Source organism: Kribbella voronezhensis (assembly GCF_004365175.1).
GTDB classification, from domain to species: domain Bacteria; phylum Actinomycetota; class Actinomycetes; order Propionibacteriales; family Kribbellaceae; genus Kribbella; species Kribbella voronezhensis.
Genome location: NZ_SOCE01000001.1, coordinates 2,266,196 through 2,289,707, shown reverse-complemented (window position 1 = coordinate 2,289,707; position 23,512 = coordinate 2,266,196). Strand labels below are relative to the sequence as shown.

Annotated in this window: 24 protein-coding genes; 16 read left to right on the top strand and 8 right to left on the bottom strand. The window is 69.5% G+C overall.

The window, feature by feature from the left end; genetic code table 11:
- The first annotated feature begins 2 nt into the window (after window positions 1–2).
- From EV138_RS10325 to EV138_RS10300, 6 genes are read left to right on the top strand one after another with little or no spacing between them, the layout of a single operon-like run.
- A complete protein-coding gene (locus EV138_RS10325) occupies window positions 3–1,214 on the top strand; it encodes a GNAT family N-acetyltransferase (RefSeq protein ID WP_133978156.1) in 1,212 nt (403 codons plus the stop codon).
- A 32-nt stretch (window positions 1,215–1,246) separates the two neighbouring features.
- Complete coding sequence (locus EV138_RS10320) at window positions 1,247–2,011, top strand: DUF4129 domain-containing protein (RefSeq protein WP_133978155.1); 765 nt, start codon at window positions 1,247–1,249, stop codon at window positions 2,009–2,011.
- The gene (locus tag EV138_RS10315; protein WP_133978154.1) at window positions 2,008–2,523 is read left to right on the top strand and encodes a hypothetical protein; all 516 of its coding nucleotides are present in this window, start codon (window positions 2,008–2,010) and stop codon (window positions 2,521–2,523) included. Before EV138_RS10320 ends, EV138_RS10315 begins: the two co-directional genes overlap by 4 nt.
- 6 nt (window positions 2,524–2,529) lie before the next feature.
- Window positions 2,530–3,516, top strand: coding sequence for an AAA family ATPase (locus tag EV138_RS10310; RefSeq protein WP_133978153.1), 987 nt, complete (start codon window positions 2,530–2,532; stop codon window positions 3,514–3,516).
- A 22-nt stretch (window positions 3,517–3,538) separates the two neighbouring features.
- Entirely contained in the window at window positions 3,539–4,840 is a 1,302-nt protein-coding gene (locus EV138_RS10305) for a DUF58 domain-containing protein (RefSeq protein ID WP_133978152.1), read from the top strand.
- Entirely contained in the window at window positions 4,837–5,385 is a 549-nt protein-coding gene (locus EV138_RS10300) for a hypothetical protein (protein WP_133978151.1), read from the top strand. The genes EV138_RS10305 and EV138_RS10300 overlap by 4 nt, the downstream gene beginning before the upstream one ends.
- On the opposite strand, the gene EV138_RS10295 is transcribed toward EV138_RS10300, so the two are convergent.
- Window positions 5,364–5,924 (bottom strand): TetR/AcrR family transcriptional regulator, encoded by a 561-nt coding sequence (locus tag EV138_RS10295; RefSeq protein WP_133978150.1) that lies wholly within the window; start codon window positions 5,922–5,924, stop codon window positions 5,364–5,366. The two genes, EV138_RS10300 and EV138_RS10295, sit on opposite strands and share 22 nt — an antisense overlap.
- Before the next feature lie 93 nt (window positions 5,925–6,017).
- On the opposite strand from EV138_RS10295, the gene EV138_RS10290 reads away from it, so the two are divergent.
- The 4 genes from EV138_RS10290 to EV138_RS38580 all read left to right on the top strand — a co-directional run bounded on the left by EV138_RS10290 (window position 6,018) and on the right by EV138_RS38580 (window position 10,830).
- Window positions 6,018–7,424 carry an MFS transporter gene (locus tag EV138_RS10290; RefSeq protein ID WP_133978149.1) on the top strand — a complete coding sequence of 469 codons (1,407 nt, stop codon included), beginning with the start codon at window positions 6,018–6,020 and terminating at the stop codon, window positions 7,422–7,424.
- A 93-nt stretch (window positions 7,425–7,517) separates the two neighbouring features.
- A complete protein-coding gene (locus tag EV138_RS10285; protein WP_133978148.1) occupies window positions 7,518–7,847 on the top strand; it encodes an MmcQ/YjbR family DNA-binding protein in 330 nt (109 codons plus the stop codon).
- A 38-nt stretch (window positions 7,848–7,885) separates the two neighbouring features.
- Complete coding sequence (locus tag EV138_RS10280; protein WP_238158053.1) at window positions 7,886–9,577, top strand: DUF885 domain-containing protein; 1,692 nt, start codon at window positions 7,886–7,888, stop codon at window positions 9,575–9,577.
- Between the two features lie 20 nt (window positions 9,578–9,597).
- Window positions 9,598–10,830, top strand: a complete 1,233-nt coding sequence (locus tag EV138_RS38580) for a Maf family nucleotide pyrophosphatase (protein WP_133978147.1) — start codon at window positions 9,598–9,600, stop codon at window positions 10,828–10,830.
- Here EV138_RS38580 and EV138_RS10270 read toward each other — a convergent pair.
- From EV138_RS10270 to EV138_RS10255, 4 genes are all read right to left on the bottom strand, one after another.
- On the bottom strand, window positions 10,823–11,179 hold the full coding sequence (locus EV138_RS10270) for a hypothetical protein (RefSeq protein WP_133978146.1): 357 nt from the start codon (window positions 11,177–11,179) through the stop codon (window positions 10,823–10,825). The genes EV138_RS38580 and EV138_RS10270 overlap by 8 nt on opposite strands.
- An 11-nt stretch (window positions 11,180–11,190) precedes the next feature.
- A complete protein-coding gene (locus EV138_RS10265; RefSeq protein WP_133978145.1) occupies window positions 11,191–11,397 on the bottom strand; it encodes an acyl-CoA carboxylase subunit epsilon in 207 nt (68 codons plus the stop codon).
- Between the two features lie 14 nt (window positions 11,398–11,411).
- The gene (locus tag EV138_RS10260; protein ID WP_133978144.1) at window positions 11,412–12,989 is read right to left on the bottom strand and encodes an acyl-CoA carboxylase subunit beta; all 1,578 of its coding nucleotides are present in this window, start codon (window positions 12,987–12,989) and stop codon (window positions 11,412–11,414) included.
- Between the two features lie 94 nt (window positions 12,990–13,083).
- On the bottom strand, window positions 13,084–13,554 hold the full coding sequence (locus EV138_RS10255) for an SCP2 sterol-binding domain-containing protein (protein WP_133978143.1): 471 nt from the start codon (window positions 13,552–13,554) through the stop codon (window positions 13,084–13,086).
- Window positions 13,555–13,653: 99 nt separating this feature from the next.
- Here EV138_RS10255 and EV138_RS10250 point away from each other — a divergent pair, with 99 nt between their 5' ends.
- The 3 genes from EV138_RS10250 (at window position 13,654) to EV138_RS10240 (ending at window position 17,852) form a co-directional block, all read left to right on the top strand.
- On the top strand, window positions 13,654–14,295 hold the full coding sequence (locus EV138_RS10250; protein WP_133978142.1) for a TetR/AcrR family transcriptional regulator: 642 nt from the start codon (window positions 13,654–13,656) through the stop codon (window positions 14,293–14,295).
- A 99-nt stretch (window positions 14,296–14,394) separates the two neighbouring features.
- Window positions 14,395–17,034: a phosphoenolpyruvate carboxylase gene (locus tag EV138_RS10245; protein WP_133978141.1), complete on the top strand. Its 2,640-nt coding sequence runs from the start codon at window positions 14,395–14,397 to the stop codon at window positions 17,032–17,034.
- Window positions 17,034–17,852, top strand: coding sequence for a biotin--[acetyl-CoA-carboxylase] ligase (locus tag EV138_RS10240; protein WP_133978140.1), 819 nt, complete (start codon window positions 17,034–17,036; stop codon window positions 17,850–17,852). The genes EV138_RS10245 and EV138_RS10240 overlap by 1 nt, the downstream gene beginning before the upstream one ends.
- On the opposite strand, the gene EV138_RS38650 is transcribed toward EV138_RS10240, so the two are convergent.
- Together EV138_RS38650 and EV138_RS10235 are read right to left on the bottom strand one after the other, a co-directional pair.
- Complete coding sequence (locus EV138_RS38650; protein WP_439648969.1) at window positions 17,842–17,949, bottom strand: MFS transporter small subunit; 108 nt, start codon at window positions 17,947–17,949, stop codon at window positions 17,842–17,844. The two genes, EV138_RS10240 and EV138_RS38650, sit on opposite strands and share 11 nt — an antisense overlap.
- A complete protein-coding gene (locus EV138_RS10235) occupies window positions 17,946–19,346 on the bottom strand; it encodes an OFA family MFS transporter (RefSeq protein WP_202866683.1) in 1,401 nt (466 codons plus the stop codon). Before EV138_RS10235 ends, EV138_RS38650 begins: the two co-directional genes overlap by 4 nt.
- A 194-nt stretch (window positions 19,347–19,540) precedes the next feature.
- On the opposite strand from EV138_RS10235, the gene EV138_RS10230 reads away from it, so the two are divergent.
- The gene (locus EV138_RS10230; protein ID WP_133978139.1) at window positions 19,541–20,161 is read left to right on the top strand and encodes a PH domain-containing protein; all 621 of its coding nucleotides are present in this window, start codon (window positions 19,541–19,543) and stop codon (window positions 20,159–20,161) included.
- A 10-nt stretch (window positions 20,162–20,171) separates the two neighbouring features.
- On the opposite strand, the gene EV138_RS10225 is transcribed toward EV138_RS10230, so the two are convergent.
- On the bottom strand, window positions 20,172–21,365 hold the full coding sequence (locus EV138_RS10225; RefSeq protein ID WP_133978138.1) for an MFS transporter: 1,194 nt from the start codon (window positions 21,363–21,365) through the stop codon (window positions 20,172–20,174).
- Window positions 21,366–21,409: 44 nt separating this feature from the next.
- Here EV138_RS10225 and EV138_RS10220 point away from each other — a divergent pair, with 44 nt between their 5' ends.
- The gene (locus tag EV138_RS10220; RefSeq protein ID WP_133978137.1) at window positions 21,410–22,393 is read left to right on the top strand and encodes an ArsR/SmtB family transcription factor; all 984 of its coding nucleotides are present in this window, start codon (window positions 21,410–21,412) and stop codon (window positions 22,391–22,393) included.
- 116 nt (window positions 22,394–22,509) lie between these two features.
- Window positions 22,510–23,493 (top strand): helix-turn-helix transcriptional regulator, encoded by a 984-nt coding sequence (locus tag EV138_RS10215; protein ID WP_133978136.1) that lies wholly within the window; start codon window positions 22,510–22,512, stop codon window positions 23,491–23,493.
- Window positions 23,494–23,512: the final 19 nt, after the last annotated feature.

Below are 23,512 nucleotides of genomic sequence, written 5' to 3'. Positions count from 1 at the left end.
GTATGGGTATTGAGATCGGGCGGTTCGAGGGTGGCTGGGCGGAGCTTCTGCCGCTGGTGAATCTGGCGTTCGCGGCGCCGTGGAACGAGGCGCAACTGGAGGCCGAGCGGAAGATCTGGGAGCCGGCGCGGAGCATCGTCGCGACGGAGGAGAAGGAGGTCGTCGGGCATACCTGCGCGTTCTCGTTCGACATGACCGTTCCGGGTGCGCGGCTACCGGTCGCGGGAGTGAGCATGGTCGGGGTGCTGCCGACCCATCGCCGCCGGGGCGTCCTGCGGGATCTGATGCGCCGGCAGCTGACCGAGTTGTACGAGAACGGGGCCGAGCCTGTCGCGGCGTTGACCGCGAGTGAGCCGGTCATCTACGGGCGGTTCGGGTACGGGCTGGGATCGGACCACCAAGAGGTGACGGTGCCGAAGGTGGCTCGCGCGCTGCGTCCTGTCGAAGGCGCCGACGACGTCCGCGTCTCGTACGCCGATCCGGTCGAGTCGCTCGACATCTGCACGGAGATCCACAACGCCCAGGCGCTCGAGCGGCCGGGCATGTTCCAGTTCGACGACCGGTGGAAGACGCACGTGATCGGCGAGACCGTCGTCACCGACAGCCGCAACGCGTCGCCGATCCGCTGCGTGCTGGCCTCGCGCGACGGTGAGACCACGGGGTACGCGCACTACCGGACCAAGCGGGCCGACAAGAATTTCGTCGACGTGATCCGGGTGCACGCGAAGGACCTGGCCTCCCACGTGGCGCTGTGGCGGTTCCTGCTCGACCAGGACCTGCTCAGCCAGACGTACTGCGAACTGCTGCCGAGCGACGACCCGCTGCTGTCGCTGCTGGTGGACCCGCGGGCTCCCAGTGCGACCACAAGAGACGGGCACTGGGTCCGGCTCGCCGATGTCGGCCGTGCCCTCGCGGGACGGACGTATGCGAGCGACATCGACGTAGTACTGGAAGTCGAGGACGACTTCCTGCCCTGGAACGCGGGAGCCTGGCACCTCACGGGTGGTCCGGGCGGTGCGAGCTGCGAGAAGACGGACCGCGCAGCAGACTTGCGCCTCGGCGTACGGGAGCTGGGCTCGGTGTACCTCGGTAGGCCGTCGCTGGCGCTGCTCGGAGCTGCAGGCTTGGTCGAGGAGCGTACGGCGGGAGCGCTTCGGGCCAGCTCGGCCGCCTTCCTGGGCAACCGCCTTCCCTGGCTCGACACGGGCTTCTGAGAGCGCCCCCGAGCAGCGGCTACTCTTCCCGGATGCAGCCGAGACGTCGTGGCACCGCGGCAGTGGTTGCCGTGGTGCTGCTCGGCGTGGCGGCGGTTGCGCTCGTCGTACTGGCTTCGGCGGGCGGCAGTGTGCGGCCGGTGAGTGAGAGCACGCTCAGCTCGTCGCCGCGGCCGCTGCCGACGATCACGTCGACTTCGGAGGTGACGGCGCCGACGCCTGCCGTTCCGCCGCCCTCGCAGAAGCCGGTCAAGCCGGTGAAGATCCCGGACTGGGTGAAGGCGCTCTGGCAGGCGCTGTTCTACACCTTCGTCACCTTGGTCGTGCTGTTCCTCGCCAGGTTGCTCTACCGCATGCTGCGCAAGGTCGAGCTGCCAGAGGGCGAGCGGGAAGACGCCGACTGGGAGCGGATGAAGGTCGACCGCTTGGCCGAGGCGGTCGACTCGGGTCTCGCCGCGGTCGACTCCGGTACTGCGACTGACGCAGTGATCGCGTGTTGGGTAGCACTGGAGGACGCGGCCGCCTCGGCCGGAGTCGCACGGGCCGCCTCGGAGACGCCGGCCGAGTTCACCGTCCGGGTGCTCGGTGTCGGTGGGATCTCGGAGCCGGAGTTGCTGCGGCTGGCTCAGCTGTACCGCGAGGCGAGGTACTCCACGCACGGCTCGAGCGAGGACGCCAGGAATCAGGCGCGCGCTGCGCTGATCCGCCTCCGCGACGAGCTGTCGGCCGCGATGGCGGCCCGGGCTGCGCGGGCTGCTGCCAGGGCAAGAGCTCTCGAAGAAGAGGCCGCGCGATGAGGAAGATCCTGGTGCAGCACGTCGGCATCGCGGTCATCGCCAGTCTGCTGGCGATCGCCGGCTTCGGCCTGGCCGGAACGCAGCCGAGGGCGCTGTGGTTCGTCGGCGCAGGGCTGTCGGTCGGCTTCTTGTCGCTGGCAGTGCGACTCGTCGCGCCGCAGGTGCTGGAAACCTCGTGGCCGTCGCGGCAGGACGAGAAGTTCGCCGAGTCCAGGGCTTCGCGCAACAGCGACAACCGGACGCAGTTCCTGGCCACCTGGGTGCAGGAGTCCGATCGGGAGCGACGGGCCGGCGAGGGATCGCAGATCTTCGTCCGGCGGATCAGGCCGATGCTGCTGGAGCTGACCACGAGCCGGCTCGTGCACCGGCACGGGATCGATCCGGAGCTGGAACCGGACCAGGCCCGGGCGCTCCTCGGCGACCAGGTGTGGACGCTGATCACCGGGACCGAGCCACGGACCGCGTCGTTCGTGGAGATCGAACAGGCCGTACAGACCATCGAGAAGCTGTGAGGAACCGTGACTGATCACGAACTGGGGCTCGGCCTGGCGGAGGTCTCGGCACTGAGCCGGAAGGTGCTGGACCGCGTCGGCGAGGCGGTGGTCGGCAAGGGCGAGGCATTGGAGCTGGTACTCGCCGGCATCCTGGCCGGCGGCCACGTGCTGCTGGAGGACTATCCGGGGCTGGCGAAGACGCTGGCGGCCAGGTCGTTCGCGCAGGCGCTCGGGCTGGAGTTCCGCCGGGTGCAGTTCACTCCCGACCTGTTGCCGTCCGACGTCACCGGTGGGTTCGTCTACGACCAGCGCGACTCCGAGTTCGTGTTCCGACCGGGTCCGATCTTCACCGGACTCCTGCTGGCCGACGAGATCAACCGGACGCCACCGAAGACCCAGGCAGCGCTGCTGGAGTCCATGCAGGAGCACCAGGTCACGGTGGAGGGCCGGACCTTCCCCTTGCCGGTGCCGTTCCACGTGCTGGCCACCGCGAACCCGGTCGAGTACGAGGGCACCTACCCGCTACCGGAAGCCCAGCTCGACCGCTTCATGCTCCGGATCGGCTTCGGCTACCCCAGCGCCGCCGAGGAGTGGGAGGTACTGCAGCGCCGGATGAGCCGCCGCACCGAGGACCAGACGGTCGAGGCAGTCACCGACGCAGCCGGACTGCGCGCCGCCCAGCAGGCAGTCGAGACCGTGACTGTCGACGACACAGTAGGCCGGTACTGCGTAGAGCTGGCTGCCGCGACTCGTCGTGACTCGCAGGTGCTGGTCGGTGCTTCGCCGCGTGGCTCCCTGGCGCTCCTTCTCACGGCCCGCGCCTACGCGGTCATCCAGGGCCGGGACTACGTAGTACCCGAGGACGTCAAGGCAGTCGCCATTCCTGCGCTGGCACACCGGGTCACGGTCCGGCCCGAGCTGTGGCTGCATGAGGTGACCGGCGCAACTGTGGTTCGTACAGTGCTCGGCTCAGTCGCGGCGCCACCGACTGTCGCCAGCACGCGGCAGTGATCAGGGTGAGTGAGGCGGCGCTATGACTTGGCGACCGACGCATGCGCAGGTCCGGGCGGTCGGAGTGTCGGCCGGGTTGCTCGTGGTGGCCGTGCTTGCTCGCCGTCCGGATGCGGCCGTGCTCGGCCTCCCGCTGGCCTTAGTGGCTGTCTGGGGACGCTTCTTCCGGCCCAGTGCGCAGCCAGATCTCCACACCGAGGTCGACGCGGACGTGTTGTTCGAGGGGCAAGCCACGACGTACCGCCTGCGGGTCGACAGCCCGCTCGACCCGGACATCGACTTGATCGTCGCGGCGCTTCCCCGGAGTCGCTGGTTCCGCTACGACCCGGTGTACGCGGCGGTCGCGGAGCCGGTCGCGGACGGGGCGGTGACGCTGGAGGTCGGCGTACGGTCCGAACGCTGGGGGCTCCGGTCGCTCGAACGTCCGCAGGTGATCGCCACCTCGGTTCTCGGCGGCTACCGGTTCCGCGTGCCGTCCGCCGAGCCGCTGAACATCAGTACGTTGCCGCTGCGCGAGGGGTTCGAGGCAGTCGATTCCGTACCACGCCCTGCCGGGCTCGTCGGCCTCCATCGCTCGCGGCGCCCAGGCGAAGGCACCGAGCTCGCCGGAGTCCGCCCGTTCCGCACCGGCGACCGGCTGCGTCGCATCAACTGGTCCGTCTCCGCGCGAACCCGCGAACTGCACGTCACCTCGACCTGGTCGGACCGGGACACCGAGGTGGTCATCCTGCTGGACACCGGTGGTGAGGTCGGCATCAGCGAGGGGATCGACGGCCGGTCGAGCAGCCTGGACACCGGCGTACGGGCAGCGGCTTCGATCGCCGAGCACTACCTGCGCCATGGCGACCGGGTCCGGCTGATCGACACCGGTACCGCGGTGCGCGGCGTGCGGGCCGGCAGCGGGCGCGCTCACTTGCGACGGATCCTCGACGTGCTGGTGCATGCCGACCGCAAGGGTAGGCAGCAGGACGAGGAGCAGTTGGCGCGCAGGCACCGCGTTCGGTCCGACAGCCTCGTGCTGGTGCTGAGTCCGCTGCTCCGGCAGTCGATGCTCGGCTACATCGTGACGCTGGTCCACTCGGGCTGCACGGTGATCGCCGTCGACACGCTGCCGCCTGACGTCGCCGACGTGCTCGACCCGGAGCGCCACGACACGAAGAACTGGCCGCTGGCTTGGCGGCTGCGCCTGCTGGAGCGCCGTTCCGAACTCGACCGGCTCGGCGACCTCGGCGTACCGACCGTGGGCTGGCGCGGCGCAGGAACCCTGGACGAAGTACTGCGGGATGCCAGCCGGCTGGCCTCGGCGCCGAGGATGCGCTCATGACTCTTGCGGACAGGATCACCAACTGGCTGGCGCAGCTCCGGGCATCCGGCCTGGCGTCCGTGCTGTCCCGACTGGTGATCGCGATCGCCGGGACGGTGGCGCTCGTCGTACCGACCGTGCAGTCGTGGGATCAGCTGGATCTGGTTCCGCTGCTCGGCGTGCCGTTGTTGCTGGTCTGCATCTGGTTGCCGGACTCGACGGCAGCGGCCCTGTTCCTGGTCGTCGTGGCCGGTGGCTGGATGATGCGTGCTCCCAGCGAAGTGGGATTCGGTGTAGTGGTCACCGGGATCGCCTTACTGGCGGTGCATCTGGCGTCGGCGTTCGCCGCGCAGATCCCGTCGTACGGGAAGGTGAGCCGGCGCGCACTCCGGCGATGGTTGCTGCCGGCAATGATCGCGGGACTGCTGGGTCCCGTCGTCGCGATCGCGGCGGCCGTGGTGCGGGGCGCCGAGGTGCCGGGGTCGCTGCTGGTGACGGTCGCGGCGCTGGCGGCCGCGACCGCGGCGGTCTGGTTCGCCGCCGGTCAGTCGGTCTCCGGCGGTTGATGGATCTTCATCGTCATCAGTAGCTCCTCGGCCCAGGGGAGCGGGATGCGATCCGGCCCGGCGACCTGCATCGCGGTCAGCACGGTGAGCAACATGCCGGTGGCGAGGAACTGCCGGGTGTCCTCGGCCGAGGCGCCGGTCAGGTCGCGGACCAGTTGGTGGATGCCGCCGAAACGCTGCCGGACGACCGCGCCGATCTCCGGCTCGACGCTGGCCGCGAACCCGTGCAGCAGCAGGACGAGCAGTTCGCGCTCGGCCATCAGCTTCTCGTAGGCGCCACCGAGGCTCTCCAGGTCCGGCCGTTGCGCTGCCGCCTCCCGGAAGGTCTGTTCGATCCGGTCGCAGACCCGGTTGCACGAATCCAGGAAGAGCTGCTGCTTGGTGCCGAACAAGCGGATCACGTACGGCTGGGAGACGCCGGCCAGCCGGGCGATCTCGTCGGTCTTCGTGCCCTGGTAGCCGGCCGCGCCGAACGCGGTCACGGCCGCCTGCAGGACCTCCTCGCCACGCTCGGCGGCGGTCAGGCGGTTCTTCGTCATGAGCCCTCCTCGGATTCTCCTTGACATGTTATCAGTCAATGCATACCTTGTGAGAAACGTAGTTATCAGTGAATAACAACAAGGGAGACTCCGATGACTTCGACCGCCCTCGATCCCGGGCTGGAGGCGCCGGTGGTACGGCGTTCCCTGGCCACCGTGCTGGCCGTGGTGGGGATTCCGATGTTCATGGTCACGCTGGACAACCTGGTGGTGACGAACGCGCTGCCGGTGATCAAGACCGAGCTGGGCGCGTCGCTGGCGGACCTGCAGTGGTTCATCAACGCCTACACGCTGTCGTTCGCCGCGCTGCTGCTGACCGCTTCGGCGATCGGCGACCGGATCGGCCGGCGGCGGATGTTCATCTTCGGGATCGGGCTGTTCACGCTCGCCTCGGCGGCCTGCGCGATCGCTACCGAGCCGTGGATGCTGATCGGGGCGCGGGCGATCCAGGGGGTCGGGGCAGCCGCGGTGATGCCGCTGTCGCTCACGTTGCTGGCGGCCGCCGTACCGGCTCGGCAGCGGAGCGCGGCGATCGGGATCTGGGGCGGGATCTCGGGGCTCGGTGTCGCTGTCGGGCCGGTGGTCGGCGGAGCCGTGGTGGACGGACTCAACTGGCAGTGGATCTTCTGGCTGAACGTGCCGATCGGTGTCCTGGTCCTGCCGTTCGCGGCGAAGGTGCTGCAGGAGTCGTTCGGTGGAAGTCGCCGGCTCGACCTGGTTGGTCTGGTGCTGTCCGCGGCGAGCGTGCTGAGCATCGTCTGGGGCGTTGTGCACGGTGCTGACGACGACTGGACCTCCGGCCGGATCCTGACCGCGCTGATCGGTGGGGTCGCGCTACTGGTCGCCTTCCTGGTCTGGGAGAGCCGGACTGCCACGCCGATGCTGCCGCTGCGGTTGTTCAGGTCGCGGTCCTTCAGCGTCATCAACCTGACGCTGTTCACCTTCTCTGCCGGTGTGTTCGGTTCGGTGTTCCTGCTGGCCCAGTTCTTCCAGGTGGTGCAGGGCTACACGCCGCTGCAGTCGGGCATCCGCACGCTGCCGTGGACGATGGCGCCGATGGTCGTCGCACCGCTGGCCGGCCTGATCGTCGACCGGGTGGGTGCTCGGGTGCTGATCGCGACCGGTCAGGTGTTCCTTGCCACCGCGCTGGGCTGGATCGCCTTGATCACCAGCACCGAGGTCGGCTTCAGCTCGTTCGTCGTACCGTTCGTGCTCGCCGGTGTCGGGATGGGCCTCACCTTCGCACCGGCTTCGAGCGTGGTGATGCACAGCGCCGCCGAGGCGGACCGCGGTGTTGCCTCAGGCACCAACAACACCATCCGCGAGGTCGGCGTCGCGATGGGCGTCGCCGTACTCGCCTCGGTCTTCGCCTCCGCCGGCTCCTACGAATCACCCACCCAGTACGTCCACGGCCTCGTCCCCGCCGTCTGGGTAGGAGCCGCCATCGTCGCCGTCGGTGCGGTGGTAGCCGCGGTAGCTCTGCCCGGCCGCCGGCGCTGACACAGTCCGAGCAGCTGACCGAAGTCGAGGCCGAGCAGGACAGCCTCGCCTTCGGTCAGCTTTTTGGGGGAGGGGGCTGACTAAGGTTGGGGGGTGCTTGATGCGGAGGATGTGCGGCGGATCGCCTTGTCGTTTCCGCGGACGGTGGAGAAGCAGCGGTGGGGGCATCCGACGTTCGATGTCGCGGGGCGGATGTTCGTGACGGTGCCGGACGACCAGACCTCGTTCGCGGTGAAGTGTCCGCGGCTGGAGCGGGCGGAGTTGATCGCGGCGGAGCCGGAGAAGTTCTGGGTGCCGCCGCACGAGGCGGGGTCGAGCTGGGTGCGGGCCCGGCTGGGCGCGCTGGAGGACGAGAGCGAACTGCGGGACATCCTGTTCGACTCCTGGCGCCAGGCCGCGCCGGACGGGCTGGAGTACGAATAGGTTCGAGGTTGCCCGGATGCGCGGGTAGGGTCGGCCGGGTGACGGATGCAACCACATCGACCAGTCCGATCGACCAGATCTCCGAGCGGTATCTGGAGGACTACGTCGAGCTCTCGCCGACCTCGGCCACGTTCATGGGGATCGAGGGCCACGACCACCGGCTGCCGGACTACTCGCCGGCCGGGTTCGAGGCGCTGATCGAGCTCAATCGGCGGTCCATCGCCGCGGCCGAGGCGGTCCAGCCCGGTACGCCGCGCGAGGAGGTCGCCAAGGACGCGTTCCTGGAGCGGCTCCGGCTCGAGCTGGAGACGTACGAGGCGGGCGTACCGCAGTACGAGCTGAACGCGATCGCGTCGATCCCGGCCGAGGTGCGGCAGGTGTTCGACCTGATGCCGACGGCGACCGAGCACGACTGGGAGATCATCGCGATCCGGCTCAACCAGGTCGGTACGGCGCTGGACGGGTTCCGCGACTCCGTGAGTCAGCAGGCTGCCGCCGGCCGGGTGTCGGCCGTTCGCCAGGTGAACGACCTGGCCAACCGGATCGCCAGCTGGGCGGGTGCGGACGGTGAGGACTTCTTCGCCGGGTTCGCGGCGAAGGCACCGGACGGCGCGATCAAGGCGACCGTCGAGGCTGCCGCGGCGGCCGCGCGCAAGGCGTACGAGGGATTCGGTGAATGGCTGCGGACCGACCTCGCTCCGCAGGCCCCGGCCCGGGACGCGGCCGGCCGCGAGCGGTACGAGCTTGCCTCCCGCAACCACCTCGGTGCTGCCGTCGATCTGGAGGAGACCTACGCCTGGGGCTGGCAGGAGCTGGCCCGGATCGAGGGCGAGATGCAGACGATCGCCGCCTCGCTGAACAACGGCGACCGCAGCATCGAGGCCGTCGCCGCGCTGCTCGACAACGACCCGGCCCGCAAGATCCACGGCAAGGAAGCGTTCCGCGACTGGATGCAGCAGCTCGCCGACACCGCCGTCCGGGAGCTCGCCGGGACCCACTTCGACATCCCCGACTCGATCCAGCGGATCGAGTGCATGATCGCGCCGACCTCGGACGGGTCGATCTACTACACCGCGCCGAGCGAGGACCTGACCACCCGGCCGGGCCGGATGTGGTGGGCCGTGCCGGCCGGTGTGGAGGACTTCGCCACCTGGCGCGAGGTCACCACCGTGTACCACGAAGGCGTCCCCGGGCATCACCTCCAGGTCGCGCAGACCATGCTCCGCAGCGACCAGCTGAACCGCTGGCAGCGCATCGGCTGCTGGGTCTCCGGTCACGGCGAGGGCTGGGCCCTGTACGCCGAACGGCTGATGGAGGAGCTCGGGTATCTCGAAGAGCCCGGCGCCCGGCTCGGCATGCTCGACGCGCAGGGCTTCCGGGCCGCCCGGGTCATCGTCGACATCGGCATGCACCTGGAACTCCAGATCCCGCGCGACAACCCGCTCGGGTTCCGGCCGGGGGAGACCTGGAACGCCGAGCTCGGGTTCGAGTTCCTCCGGGCGTACTCGCGGATGGAGACGGAGTTCCTGCGGGCGGAGCTCAACCGGTACCTCGGCTGGCCCGGCCAGGCGCCGTCGTACAAGGTCGGCGAGCGGATCTGGCTGCAGGCTCGCGAGGAGGCCAAGGCGCGGGCGGGGTCGTCGTTCGACCTGCGAACCTTCCACTCGGAGGCGCTGAATCTGGGCTCGATCGGCCTGGACCCGCTGCGCCGCGCACTCGCCCGGCTGTGAGCACGGCGGTGGACTCGACTGTGGAAGCTGCTGAGAGTGCTGTTGCCGCGGGCAAGCAAAGGCCGCGGTTCATCCTCGCGTCGGCGTCGCCGGCGCGGTTGCAGACCCTGCGCGACGCCGGCGTCGAGCCCGAGGTGATCGTCTCCGGGGTCGACGAGGACAACGTCACGGCCGAATCGCCGGGTGAGCTGGCGCGGACCCTGGCGACGTTGAAGGCGCGCGCTGTCGTCGCCAACCTGGACGACCACGCGACCGTGCTCGGTTGCGACTCGGTGCTCGAGATCGACGGCGTCGGCTACGGCAAACCCGGTACGGCGGAGGTCGCGCGCGAGCGGCTTCGCGCGATGCGCGGACGATCCGGGATCCTGCACACCGGGCACTGTCTGTTCGACACCACCACGCGGCACGAACTGCGCGAGCTCGCCTCCACCACGGTGCATTTCGCCGACCTCACCGACGACGAGATCGACGCGTACGTGGCGACGGGCGAGCCGCTGGTGGTGGCCGGCTCGTTCACCGTCGACGGGCTCGGCGGACCGTTCGTCACCGGTATCGAGGGCGACTACCACAACGTCGTCGGTGTCTCTTTGCCCTTGCTGCGAAGGATGTTGGCCGAGGTCGGCATCCCCTGGCCGGCCCTGTGGCAGACGCCCCCACCGTTCGAGTACGACGAGGCCGAGGCAGCCCGGTACGACGAGACGCGCGGCGGTACCGAGCGAGCTCAGGCGGCCGCCGCTGCCGTCCACTCGCTGCTCCCGGGCGGTGGCCGCGTCGTGGAACTTGCCGTCGGCACCGGAATCGTCGCTGCCGAACTGGTTGCTCTCGGCAACCTCGTGCACGGCGTCGACCTGTCGACCGCCATGTTGCGGCACGCGAAGGTGCGCCTGCCCGGCCACGTCGCCGTAGCCGACGCCGGCCGCCTGCCTTTCGGCGACCGCCGCTGCGACGCGATCGTCGCCGTCTGGCTCCTCCACCTGCTGGAGGACAGCGACCCGGTGCTGGCCGAGGTGGCCCGCGTACTCCGGCCTGGCGGCGTCTTCGTCACCACCACGGAGAAGACGGAGTCCAGCCGCTACGCCTCCGGCCGAACCCCGGCCGACCGCCGAATCCAGGACGCGCTGCCCCACCTGATCGCCCGCGCCACGCAGTACGGCCTGACCCTCGACGGCGCCACCACCTTCCCCGGTCCCACCAAGGGAACGGTGCCCCCGGCCACCTACCCGCTGGTCCGCTTCCGTCGCTCGCTCAGGTGATGCCGGCTTTGGCGTCCAGGAGTTGGAGTAGGTCGTGGGCGGCCAGTTCCACCTTTTTGTGGCGCCATTCTGAGGCTCGGTAGACGGAGGCGATCAGCGCCGTGCGGTGGATGCGGCGGAAGTCGCCGAAGACGAAGGCGTAGCGGGCCTTCGTCTCGTCGTTGGCGCCGTCGGTGAGGCCGAGGTGCCAGGCGGCGTACTCGGCCCAGGAATGCTTGTCCAGAAAGGCGTTCTGGTCGTCGGCGTGCGGCTGCACCTCGCCCCAGTCGCTGTCGAGCACGTACTGCCGGGCTTCGATCAACTTCCGGGCATGCTCGACCGCCGCGTCGTTGACCTCGTATTTGGCCATGGGACCAGTGTTTACGGATGAGCGCTTGCGCGCCACCTGCCGGGGCCAGGGCGGAAGGGGGAGCGGGCGTTGCGCCAGTAGGTGGCCCAGTTGCTCGCGCGGGTGGTGTCGGGCGCGGCCGCCGGTGCGGTGGCGCGAGCGGTGACGACGGCGATGAGGGCGGCCAGTTCCTCGGGACTCGGGTCGCCCTTGACGACACGGAGTACGGGATCAGTCATTTCCAAGGCTCCGATCACAGCGGGATGTTGCCGTGCTTCTTCGGCGGGAGGGTGTCGCGCTTGGTGCGGAGGAGCCGGAGGGCGCGGATGATCTCGGAGCGGGTCTCGCTGGGCTTCACGACGGCGTCGATGTAGCCGCGCTCGGCCGCGATGTAGGGGTTGGCGAGATGGTCCTCGTACTCCGTGATCAACTGCTGCCGCCGGGTCTCCACGTCCTCCGTCGCCGCGAGTTCGCGCCGGTGCAGGATGTTGACCGCGCCCTGGGCGCCCATCACCGCGATCTGGGCGGTCGGCCAGGCCAGGTTGATGTCCGCGCCGAGGTGCTTGGAGCCCATCACGTCGTACGCGCCGCCGTACGCCTTGCGGGTGATCACGGTGATCATCGGGACGGTCGCCTCGGCGTAGGCGTAGATCAGCTTGGCGCCGCGGCGGATGATGCCGTTCCACTCCTGGTCGGTGCCGGGCAGGAAGCCCGGTACGTCGACGAAGGTCAGGATCGGCACGTTGAACGCGTCGCAGGTGCGGACGAACCGGGCCGCCTTCTCCGACGCGTCGATGTCCAGGGTGCCGGCGAACTGCATCGGCTGGTTCGCGACCACGCCGACCGGGCGGCCCTCGACCCGGCCGAAGCCGACCAGCATGTTCGGGGCGAACAGCGCTTGGACTTCGAGGAAGTCGCCGTCGTCCACCACGGCCTCGATCACCGTGTGCATGTCGTACGGCTGGTTCGGCGAGTCCGGGATCAGCGTGTCCAGCGCGGCGTCGCTCTCGCTCACCTCGAGGTCCGCCGCGAAGTCGTACGCCGGCGGGTCCTCCAGGTTGTTCTGCGGCAGGTGCGCGACCAGGGCCTTCACCCAGTCGATCGCGTCCTCCTCGTCGCTGCCGAGGTAGTGCGCGTTGCCCGACTTGGTGTTGTGCGTCCGGGCGCCGCCGAGGTCTTCCTGGCTGACGTCCTCACCGGTGACGGTCTTGATCACGTCCGGGCCGGTGATGAACATGTACGACGACTCGTCGACCATCACGGTGAAGTCGGTCACGGCCGGGGAGTAGACAGCGCCGCCCGCGCACGGCCCCATGATCAAGGAGATCTGTGGGATCACTCCGGAAGCACGGACGTTGCGGCGGAAGATCTCGCCGTACAGGCCGAGGCTCACCACGCCTTCCTGGATCCGCGCGCCGCCGGAGTCGTTGATGCCGATCAGCGGGCAGCCGATCTTCATCGCCAGGTCCATCACCTTGACGATCTTCTCGCCGAACACCTCACCGAGGCTGCCGCCGAAGACGGTGAAATCCTGCGCGAACACGCACACCTGGCGGCCGTCGATGGTGCCGAAGCCGGTCACCACGCCGTCGCCGTACGGGCGGTTGGCGTCCAGGCCGAAGGCGGTGGACCGGTGGCGGGCGAACTCGTCCAGTTCGGAGAAGGAGCCCTCGTCCAGCAGCAGCGCGATCCGCTCCCGGGCGGTCTTCTTGCCCCGGGCGTGCTGTTTCTCCACCGCGCGCTCCGAACCGGCGTGCACGGCCTCGTCCAGCCGGTGCTCCAGGTCCGCGAGCTTCCCGGCGGTGGTGTGGATGTTCACGGTCTCTCCCATAAGCGGGCAGCCTAACTTCCTGGAGCCGGTTCGTGTGCTGTGACGTCTACCGCAACGTTACTGCGCAGTACGCCGGCCCGGCGGGACGCAGGTCTCAGTGCGGGCCCGCGGCGAAGAGTTTGGTCAGCCGGGCGGCCAGGGCCAGGTCGCCGCGGACCGAGAGGCGTTGTTTGAGGACGGCGGTGACCGGGTCCTCGTTGCCGGTGACGATCTTCAGCAGCGTCGCCGGATCGGTCCGCACCGAGATCTCGGGCTGGGCGGCGCGCCCGTCGAGTACGTCGCAGCGCCCGTCGTGCACGCGGATCAGGTACTCGTCGACGCCGCCGTCGCCGGCCCCGGTGATCTGCCAGGCGATGACGGCCTCGCACCCGGTCGCCCGGGCCGGCCGGAGGTACTCCGGCATCCGGCGGAAGATCTCGCGCAACGCGACCTCTCGCACACCCCCGATGAGTCGATGCCGGAGCTCCCGCTCCGAGGTCCGGTCGACCAGCCGGGCCAGCTCACCCGGCTCGAGGGCGGCGAGATCACTCGCCTCCAGCCACCGAGCAGTGCCACCTTCGGCCACCCGAACCTCCCCGGCGGTGATCGGGAAACCCGTTCCGGACCGGCCGGGCGAGTTCCTACCAGACCGTAGGAATTTCCTACGACCTGGTAGCTTTGTCAAGTGGTCAGCCCCGAAGAACCGGTCGCGGACTCCCCGCGCCGCCGGGCCGCGCACCTCGGCCCGGAGCGCCGCCGGCCGATGATCCTGGACGCCGCCCTGGAGGTCTTCTCCGAGCGCGGCTACGCCGGTACGACGATGCAGTCGGTGGCGGACGCCGCCGGAGTGACGAAGCCGGTGGTCTACGACTCCTTCGCCAACCGCGACGAACTACTGCTCGCTCTGCTGGCTCGCGAGGAGCAGCACCTGGTGACCTCGATCGTCGCCGCGCTCCCGGCCGATCCGGCCGTCGGTACGCCGGAGGAGCACGTGCTCGAAGGCCTGACCGCGTTCCTGCGGTCGGTGGCGAAGTCGCCCCAGTCGTGGCGGATCGTCTTCGGCGCGCAGTACGGTGCGGCCCCGGTGGTGTCCAACCGGGTCCGGGCGGCCCGGGCGTTCCTGGTCGAGGGCCTTCGCCTCACCTTGCTGAAGTCGTTGCCCGGGGTCACCGATCCGGACGCGAACCTGCCGGTGCTGGCCGAGATGCTGGCGTCGATGACCGAGAGCTGCGCCCGGATGCTGGTCGTCGACGGCACCGACCGCACCCCCGAGGAGCTGGCCAGGACGGTGTCCCGGATCGTCGCCGGCGGCTTCGGCCGGGTCTAGGGTGATTACTGTCGCGTCATGTGAACGCGGTGTGACGATCCGCGCCCACTGTGCGGACCAGGCGGCAAGAGACCGCCCGCCCAGATATCGTGGGCGAACGTGACCGAGACCGGCAGTCAGGCGAACGCCCGCACCCGTACCCGCGCACGTTTCGAAGTCCCCGAGGAGCTGCGCGCCGACGTGCGCCTGCTCGGCGAGATCCTCGGCCGCGTCCTGGTCGAGTACGCCGGCCAGCCGCTGCTCGACGACGTGGAGAAGCTCCGGGAGCTCACCATCGCCGGCGACGGCGAGGCGGCCGAGAACCTGGTCGCCTCCTGGCCGCACGAGCGTGCCGAGGACGTGGCTCGCGCGTTCACCTGCTACTTCCACCTGACGAACCTCAGCGAGGAACTGCACCGCGCTCGCGTACTACGTGAGCGCGACCGCTCCTCGGACGCGCCGGCCGTGTCGGAGCTGGCCCAGGCGGTCGAGCAGATCTCCCGGGACAGCGGCGAGCAGCAGGCTCGTGCCCTGCTCAACGGGCTGGAGTTCCGCCCGGTACTGACCGCTCACCCGACGGAGGCCCGGCGTCGCGCCGTACTGGCCACCATCCGGCGCATCTCCTCGTTGCTGGAGGAGCGGAGCGACCCGCGGGCCGGCGACAGCGAGCTGTCCGAGAACCAGCGGCGCCTGGTCGAGCAGGTCGACATCCTCTGGCGTACTTCGCAGCTGCGGACCAGCCGGCCCACTCCGCTCGACGAGGTCCGGTCGGCGATGGCCGTCTTCGAGGAGACGCTGTTCGATGTCGTGGGCAACGTCTACCGGCGGCTGGACGACGCGCTGGCCGGTGACGAGGCCGGCATCCGGCAACCCGTGGTCGCGCCGTTCGTCCGGCTCGGCTCCTGGATCGGCGGCGACCGCGACGGCAATCCGAACGTCACCGCCGCGATCACCCGCGAAGCCATGCAGATCCAGGCCGATCACGTACTCCGGGCGCTCGAGCGGGCCACCGACGAGCTCGGCCGTGCGCTCACCCTCGACTCGTCGACCACGCCGCCGTCGGCGCCAGTGCGGCGGATCCTGGAGGATGCCCGCGCGGTCAACCCCGCACTGATCGCGGACATCGAGACCAGATCGCCTTCGGAGCCGCACCGCCAGCTGCTGCTGCTCGCTGCACGTCGGCTGGCAGCGACCCGGGCGAGGGACGCCGACTTCGGCTACCCGCGCGCTGGCGACTTCCTGCACGAGCTGAAGGTGCTGCAGGACTCCCTCGTGTCAGCAGGGGCGCCGCGTCAGGCGTACGGGCAGCTGCAGCAGCTGATCTGGCAGGTGAGCTCGTTCGGGTTCCACCTGGCCGAGCTGGAGGTACGGCAGCACTCCTCCGTCCACGCCAAGGCGTTGGAAGAGGTGCTGAGCGGTGGCGAGCTGTCCGATCAGACCGAAGAGGTGCTGGCCACGCTGCGGGTGATCGGCCAGATCCAGCAGCGCTTCGGCCCAGAGGCCTGCCGTCGGTACGTCGTGTCCTTCACCCGCAACGCGGGCGATCTCGCCGCTGTCTACGAGCTGGCCGACGCCGCGATGGACGGCCGGCCGATCGAGCTGGACGTCGTACCGCTGTTCGAGACCGGTGAGGACCTGCAGAACTCCGTGGAGGTGCTGGACAACGCGATCCAGCTCACCCGGGTCCGGCACCGCCTCACCGCGAACGACCGCCGCTTCGAGGTGATGCTCGGCTACTCCGACTCCGCCAAGGACGTCGGCCCGGTCTCGGCCACCCTCGCCCTGTACGACGCGCAGGCGCGGATCACCGCCTGGGCCCAGCGCAACGCGATCCGGCTCACCCTCTTCCACGGCCGCGGTGGGGCCCTGGGACGTGGCGGCGGCCCCGCGAACCGCGCTGTGCTCGCGCAGGCGCCGGGGTCGGTCGCCGGCCGGTTCAAGCTCACCGAGCAGGGCGAAGCGATCCCGGCTCGCTACGGCAACGCCGCGATCGCCCAGCGCCACATAGAGCAGGTGACCGCCGCGACGCTGCTGGCGTCGACTCCTGCCATCGAGGAGCGCGCTCTGGCGGCTGCGGACCGGTTCGCCGTGGTGGAGAAGACGCTCGACGAGGCTGCGCGTACGGCGTACCACCGGCTGGTGAAGGCGCCTGGCTTTGCGGAGTGGTTCGGGCGGGTGACTCCGCTGGAGGAGCTCGGGCAGCTGCCGCTGGGTTCGCGTCCGGCGCGACGTGGCGTGGCGGTGTCCTCGCTGGAGGACCTGCGGGCGATCCCGTGGGTGTTCGCCTGGTCGCAGGCCCGGGTGAACGCACCGGGCTGGTACGGGTTGGGTTCGGCCCTGTCCGCGGTCGGTGACGTCGCAGTACTGCAGGACGCGAACAAGAACTGGCCGCTGTTCCAGGTGATGCTGGAGAACGCGGAGATGTCGCTGGCGAAGACAGACCGGCGCATCCTCGGGCGCTACCTGGAGCTCGGTGACCGGGCGGACCTGAGCAAGCTGATGCTGGACGAGCACGAACTGACCACCGAGTGGGTGCTCAAGGTGCTCGGCGGCGACCGGCTGCTCGCTGGACGCCGGGTCCTCGGCCGTGCTGTCGAGCTACGCAACCCGTACGTCGATGCGCTGAGCTACCTGCAGTTGCGGGCACTCCGAACGCTGCGGACCGACGACTCGCTGGACGAGCAGCAGATCGTCAGGACCAGGCGGTTGCTGCTGCTGACCGTGTCGGGCGTTGCCGCCGGCCTGCAGAACACCGGCTGATGTTCGGCGATCTGGAGAGGCCGCCGCTGGACGCACGGTTCCTGCAGGGGCGCCTGGTGCGGCCTGGCTCACTGTGGACGCGTATCGACGTACTGGCCGAAACGGAGTCCACCAATGCCGTCGTGGCTCAAGCAGCCCGCTCCGGGGCGGCTGAGGGGCTGGTAGTGGCAGCGGAGTACCAGTCGTCCGGTAGAGGGCGACTGGGTCGGACGTGGACGACTCCGCCGCGCTCTGCGCTGCTGATGTCGGCTTTGCTGCGTCCTGCGGCTGTCCCGGCCGGTCGCTGGCCTTGGCTGGGTCTCCTGGTTCCCCTGGCCGTCGCGGCCGCCGTACGGCGGGTCGGGGAGATCCCGGCGAAGGTGAAGTGGCCCAACGACGTACAGGTCGATGACCGGAAGCTCGCTGGGATTCTCCTCGAGCGGGTGGACACGCCCGACGGGCCTGCCGCGGTGGTGGGCATGGGGCTGAACGTGACGCTCAGAGCGGACGAGCGGCCGACGGACGTCGCGACCTCGCTGGCCTTGGAAGGTGCGGCGACGACAGACCGGGCCACTGTGATGGCCGCGGTCCTGCGGGAGCTGGCTGGTCGCTACGAGACCTGGGTCGACGCAGCGGGGGATCCGGAGACGATCCTGCCGGACTACCGCGAGCTGTCGGCCACCTTCGGGCAATCGGTCCGGGTGGAGTTGCCCGACGGCACGTTCCTGGAGGGTGTGGCCTCGGATCTGGACTCCGACGGCCGGCTGGTGGTCCTCACCGCCGACGGCCCGCATCAACTGGCCGCCGGCGATGTGACCCACCTGAGGCTTACTCGGTGAAGATCTTGGCCGCGGTGATCAAGGTTTCGATGATGCCGTAACCGAGCAGGACGGCGACCAGCAGCCAGGAGACGACCAGGCGAGGGGTCTGATTCATTGCGCTGCCTCCTTGGCTTCCACGCCGGCGGTCTTCTCGTGGTACCGGTCCGCGACCGGCCGGATCAGCAGGTTGGCGACGAACCCGACCGCCAGCACCCCGACCATCGTGAACAAGGCAGGCCGGTACGCCGAAGCGGTCAGGGTGCCCGGTTTGCCTTCGCGATCGAGGAACCCGTTCACGATCAGGGGCCCGGCGACACCGGCGACCGACCAGGCCGTCAGCAGCCGGCCGTGGATCGCGCCGACCTGATAGCCACCGAACAGGTCGCGCAGGTACGCCGGGACGGTCGCGAAGCCGCCGCCGTAGAAGGAGATGATGACCGCCGCGAGCAGGACGAAGATCGCCGTGTTGTTGTGGCCGACGGTCGCGAGCAGCGCGTAGAGCACGATGCCGACGCCGAGGTACATCGCGTAGATCGGCTTGCGGCCGATGAGGTCCGAGGTCGTCGACCAGGCGAATCGTCCACCCATGTTGAAGATCGACAGCAGGCCGACGAAGCCGGACGCGGCCGCGACCGCGACGGTGGACCTGCCGTCGGCACCGCGGAAGAAGTCCTGGATCATCGGACTGGCCTGCTCGAGGATGCCGATCCCTGCCGTCACATTGCAGGCCAGCACGATCCAGAGCAGCCAGAACTGCGGGGTCCTGATCGCGTTCGCCGCTGACACGTTCGCGGTGGTGACCAGGGTTTTCGCCTGCACCGTCGACGGGTCGAAGCCGTCCGGCTTCCAGCCGTCGGCGGGGACCCGGATGTTCACCACGCCGAACATCATCACCAGGAAGTAGCCGATCCCGAGGGTGAGGAACAACGCGACGAGGGCATGTCCGCCCGCGACCGACGCGGAGTTGCCGGGGTCGTAGTTGTCGTCGTACAGGCCGAGCAGTTGGCGCGACAGCGGGCTGGCGACGAGCGCGCCGCCGCCGAAGCCCATGATCGCCAGGCCGGTCGCCAGACCCGGGCGGTCCGGGAACCACTTGATCAGCGTCGACACCGGCGAGATGTAGCCGATCCCGAGGCCGATGCCGCCGATCACGCCGTACCCGAGGTAGACCAGCCAGAGCTGACCGGTCCCGATGCCGAGGGCGCCGACTCCGAAGCCGGCGGCCCAGAAGCAGGCCGAGGTGAACATCGCCTTGCGGGGGCCGTTGCGCTCGACCCAGGTGCCGCCGACGGCGGCGGACAGGCCGAGCATCACGATCGCGATACTGAAGATCACCCCGATCGCGGTCTGGCTGGCGTCGAAGTGTTTGACCAGCGAGGTCTTGTAGACGCTCGTCGCGTATGCCTGGCCGATGCACAGGTGCACCGCCAGCGCGGCCGGGGGGATCAGCCAGCGGCTGTACCCCGGTGGCGCGACCGTGTGCTCCCGGTCGAGTACCGACAAGATGCCCATCACGGCTCCTAAGTCGTCGAGCCCCCCAGATCGGTGACGCATCCCCCTCGCGCATCTTGGCGGACTGTATGCATTTTGTGAAGTCTTCAATCACCGTGTCGGACCGGTTCCGCCCGCGGCTGGGCCGGTACCGCGGCCGGCCGCGCCTCGTGTCGACCGGCGACAGCGAGCCCGAGAACTGTGAGACTGGGGGTATGGCGATCTCGGCGAAGTTGTTGGGTGAGGACGAGTACATCGTCGTCAGCACCCGGACGCACTGGAAGGCGCTGATCTTCCCGGTGTTCCTGCTCCTGGTGGTGGCGGCCGGCGGTGGCTTCCTGGCCGCGATCGTGCCGGACGGCAGCATGCAGACCGCGGCCCGGATCGCGATCGGGGTGGCCGGCCTGCTGATCCTGCTCGGGTTCGCGGCGAAACCGTTCCTGAACTGGTTGTTCTCGACCTACACGCTGACCAACCGGCGCCTCATCACCCGGCACGGCATCCTCACCCGGACCGGCCGGGACATCCCGCTGATGCGGATCAACGACGTCTCCTACGAGCACGGCCTGATCGACCGGATCCTCGGTTGCGGCACCCTGCAGATCGAGTCGGCCGGCGAGCGCGGCCAGGTGATCCTCCCCGACGTTCCGCACGTCGAGCACATGCACCTGCAGATGTCCGACCTTCTCTTCGGCGGCCCCGAAGGCAAACCCGGCGACGGCATCCTCGACGACGAAGCCCCGCCCGAGCACCTGCAGCGCCGCCGCGACCCCGCCCCGGCGCCCGAGCCGGACGCCCAGACCCTCTTCAACTCCGAAGACAACGACCGCCGCTGACCGTCCTCGCTCACGTCATGATGCGGGTCAGTGGAATTGTGAGTGCTACCGACGCCAGCAGGGATGCGGCGGCGAAGGTGGTGATGGCGGGCGCGGGTGAGGTGAGGTCGGCGAGGGTGCCGGCGGCGATCGCGCAGAGGCCGAAGGTCGTCATGCGCAGGGCGGACTCGATGCCGAGGACCTGCCCGCGCAGCTCCGGGGGAGTGAGCTCGACGAGCACCTCCTGCTGAGCGAGCGAGGCGGCGTACCCGCAGCTGCCGAGGGCGACCAGCGCGGCCAGTACGCCGAGCGGTAGGTCGGTGACGAAGGCGAGAAAGGGAACCGCCAGTACGAAGCGGAGCCAGCGCGCTGCCACCCGGCGCTGGGCGCGGTTGAGGAAGCGGCCGATGACCAGGTCGCCGGACATCATGCCTGCCGCTCCGGCAGCCAGAAGCCAGCCGGCACCGGCACCGGCGTACGGCACGAAGAGTGCTTCACATCCGACGACGAGACCGTTCGGGATGGTGAGCGCGAGCAGCAGGGGCCTGGTCCGGCGCTCGCCCAGCAGCCGGCGATTGCCGAGCCAGGTCTCGGCGAGGCTGGTGCGAGCTGCGCGCCGCGGCGCGCGGTCGCTGAGACCGAATCGGAGCACCGGGATCGCGAGCGCCGAGAAGCCGGCGGCCAGCCAGAGCACCATAGCGGGACTCATTGCCTGGAGCAACAGTCCGGCGACGCCGAAGCCGGCGATCTGCATGGCGCCGACCGAGAGGTTCATCGCCGAACGGCCGAGCACGAACTGGTCGTGGGTGACGACGTCGTTCAGCAGCCCCCAGCGGACGCCGGAGCCGATCGACAGCCCGTAGGCGACGAGGAGAGCGAGCCCGAGGCGCGCGGCGGCGGGGAGCTGGAAGGCGGCCTGCGCGGCGACCGCGGTCGTCGACAGCAGTGCGAGGACGACGAGGATCCGGCGCGGCTGGGCGGTGTCGGCGGCCGACATCAGGGTCGAGACGCCGAGCACCTGCGCGAGCGACGGCCCGAACATAACGAGCGCGGCGAGCAGTGCCGACCCGGTCGCCGCGTTCACCATCAAGGCGAGCGTCAGACTGGTCATGGTCGAGGAGGCGTTGCCGAGTGCGCTTCCGGCCCACAGACCACGGAACTCGGCGTTCGCGAAGAGCTGCCGGTAGGTCGGGACGGAAGCGGCCGGCGCGGTACAGGAACTCATATCAGGAGCTTCGGTCGTGGTCCGGCGACCTCCTACAGTTTCGGGTGGAGGCGAAACCATTGTCCGAGTTCCTTGTCGACGCCGACACCCTGGCGACCGCGCGCTTCGCCACGTCCGAGCTCACCGAGACCGTGTCCGCGCTGAAGCTGCTGCTGCGACCCGTCGAGCCCTGGTTCCGCGCCTGGAAGGACATCCACCGGCCGGCGTTCGAAGAGCGGCTCGCCGCCGAGCCGGTCTGGGCGGCCTTACTGGACAGCGCTTTCGGCCGAAGCTGGACCGCTGACTTCCTGACCAGCCTGCCGCTCGATCCGGACGCTCGGCTGGCCGATGAACTCGACGCTCTACTGGCGCTCGACGACGAAGAGATCCGGGCAGATCTGCGCGTGGTCCGCTCGCAGTTGCCCGCGATTCTGGAGTCGGAGAGCGCTCTGGCCGCGAGGGCGGCAGAGCTCCTGACCTGGGTCTGGACGCACACGGTCGAGCCGGACTGGCCGCGCCGCAAGCGGATGCTCCAAGCCGACATCGTGTCCCGGACGTCGCGACTCAGCGAGCAGGGGTGGTCCGGCGTACTGCGAGGGCTTGGTCCCGATGTGCAGTGGCTCGGTGACGGACGCATCCAGGTGAACCGCTGGGACTATCCGGTCACCGATGTCCGTGGGCGTTCGCTGATGTTCATCGCCACCCACACCCAGCGAGTCAGCGTCAGCTGGCGGCTGCCGGACCGGTTCGCGCTGACCTATCCCGTCACCGGCATCTTCGCCGGAACCACCGTCCTGGCCGAACCACTGGTCGAACTGCTCGGCCGCAACCGCGCCCGCATCCTCACCGCCGCCACCGACCCGATCAGTACGACGGCACTCGTCGCGGCAACCGGTCTGTCCCTGTCCACCGTCTCCGAGCACCTCCACGTCCTGACCGCCGCCGGCCTACTCGAACGCCGCCGCTCCGGCCGCTCAGTCCTCTACTGGCAATCAGACACCGGCCAGCGCGTCACCCAGGCCCCACCGGCCAAGACCGCCGATGGATAGCTCCGTGGAACCTAGGGCTACGGCACGTGTGGGAGTGGTGACTGCAAGGTGAGCTCCCTGGGGGTCAGGTGTTCCGGTGCTCGCGTAGTGGGCGCAGGAAGTGGTAAGACGACGAGATGAAATTGCCCTCAGCACCCATTCTCTCGGCTGTCGCGGAGCCGCTTTATCGTGCGGCCGTCGAGGGCGGGAGGGCGAGCCTGGAGGTCCTGGCCGAGCGTGCCGGTATCGACTACGCCGCCGCTGCGGACGAGGTGCAGGCGCTGGCTGCCATCGGACTACTCGAAGTGAGTTGCGGGGAGATCGAGGCGGTCCCGCCGCGGATTCCGTTGGAGCAGGTGGCGGCCGAGCATGCGAAGGCTGCTGACGCAACTCGCCAGCTCGCCTCGGTTTTTGCCGACATCTGGAGCGAAGCCGGCGACCGCTCGAGTTTTGTGGAGGTCATCACGGACGAGGCGCGGTGCGCGGTGGTCGAGGCCAAGCTGATGGATGACACGGCCTCGACCGTCGACGGTTTGTGCATCGGCCCCGTCTCGCCGCGGAAGGCCCGGACCGGGATGGAGATCCCGCGGCCCGGCGTGGCGGTCGGATTCTTCGCGGCCATGGAACGCGGCGTCCGGGCACGCGGGCTCTATGGCGTCTCGGTGCTGGAGGACTTCGAAGGGCTTGCCGCAGTTCATCAGTGCATCGCGGTGGGCGAGCAGGCACGCGTCTTCGCCCAGGTCCCGCTCAACCTCATGCTGTTCGACGACAAGCGTGCGCTGTTGTCGGTTCCGGGCCAGAAAGGGGCCCGGCGGTCACTCGTCATCGTCCACGAGTCCGGTCTGCTCGACTCCCTGGTCGCCCTCTTCGACGTCTTCTGGCAGATGGGTGTGCCGCTGTCACCGGAGTCTCAGGTGGTCGACGCGTTGGGTGGTCCGGCTTCCGACGAGCAGCAGCTGCTGTCCTACCTGGCAGCCGGCCTCACCGATGAGGCGATCGCCCGCGACCTGGGCGTGAGCGCCCGCACGGTGGGCCGGCGGATCGCTCGGCTCGAAGAGGTGCTCGGCGCTCACAGCCGATTCCAGCTGGCCATTCAGGCGAGCCGGCGGGGCTGGATCTGAGTCGGTACAGCAGCACCTC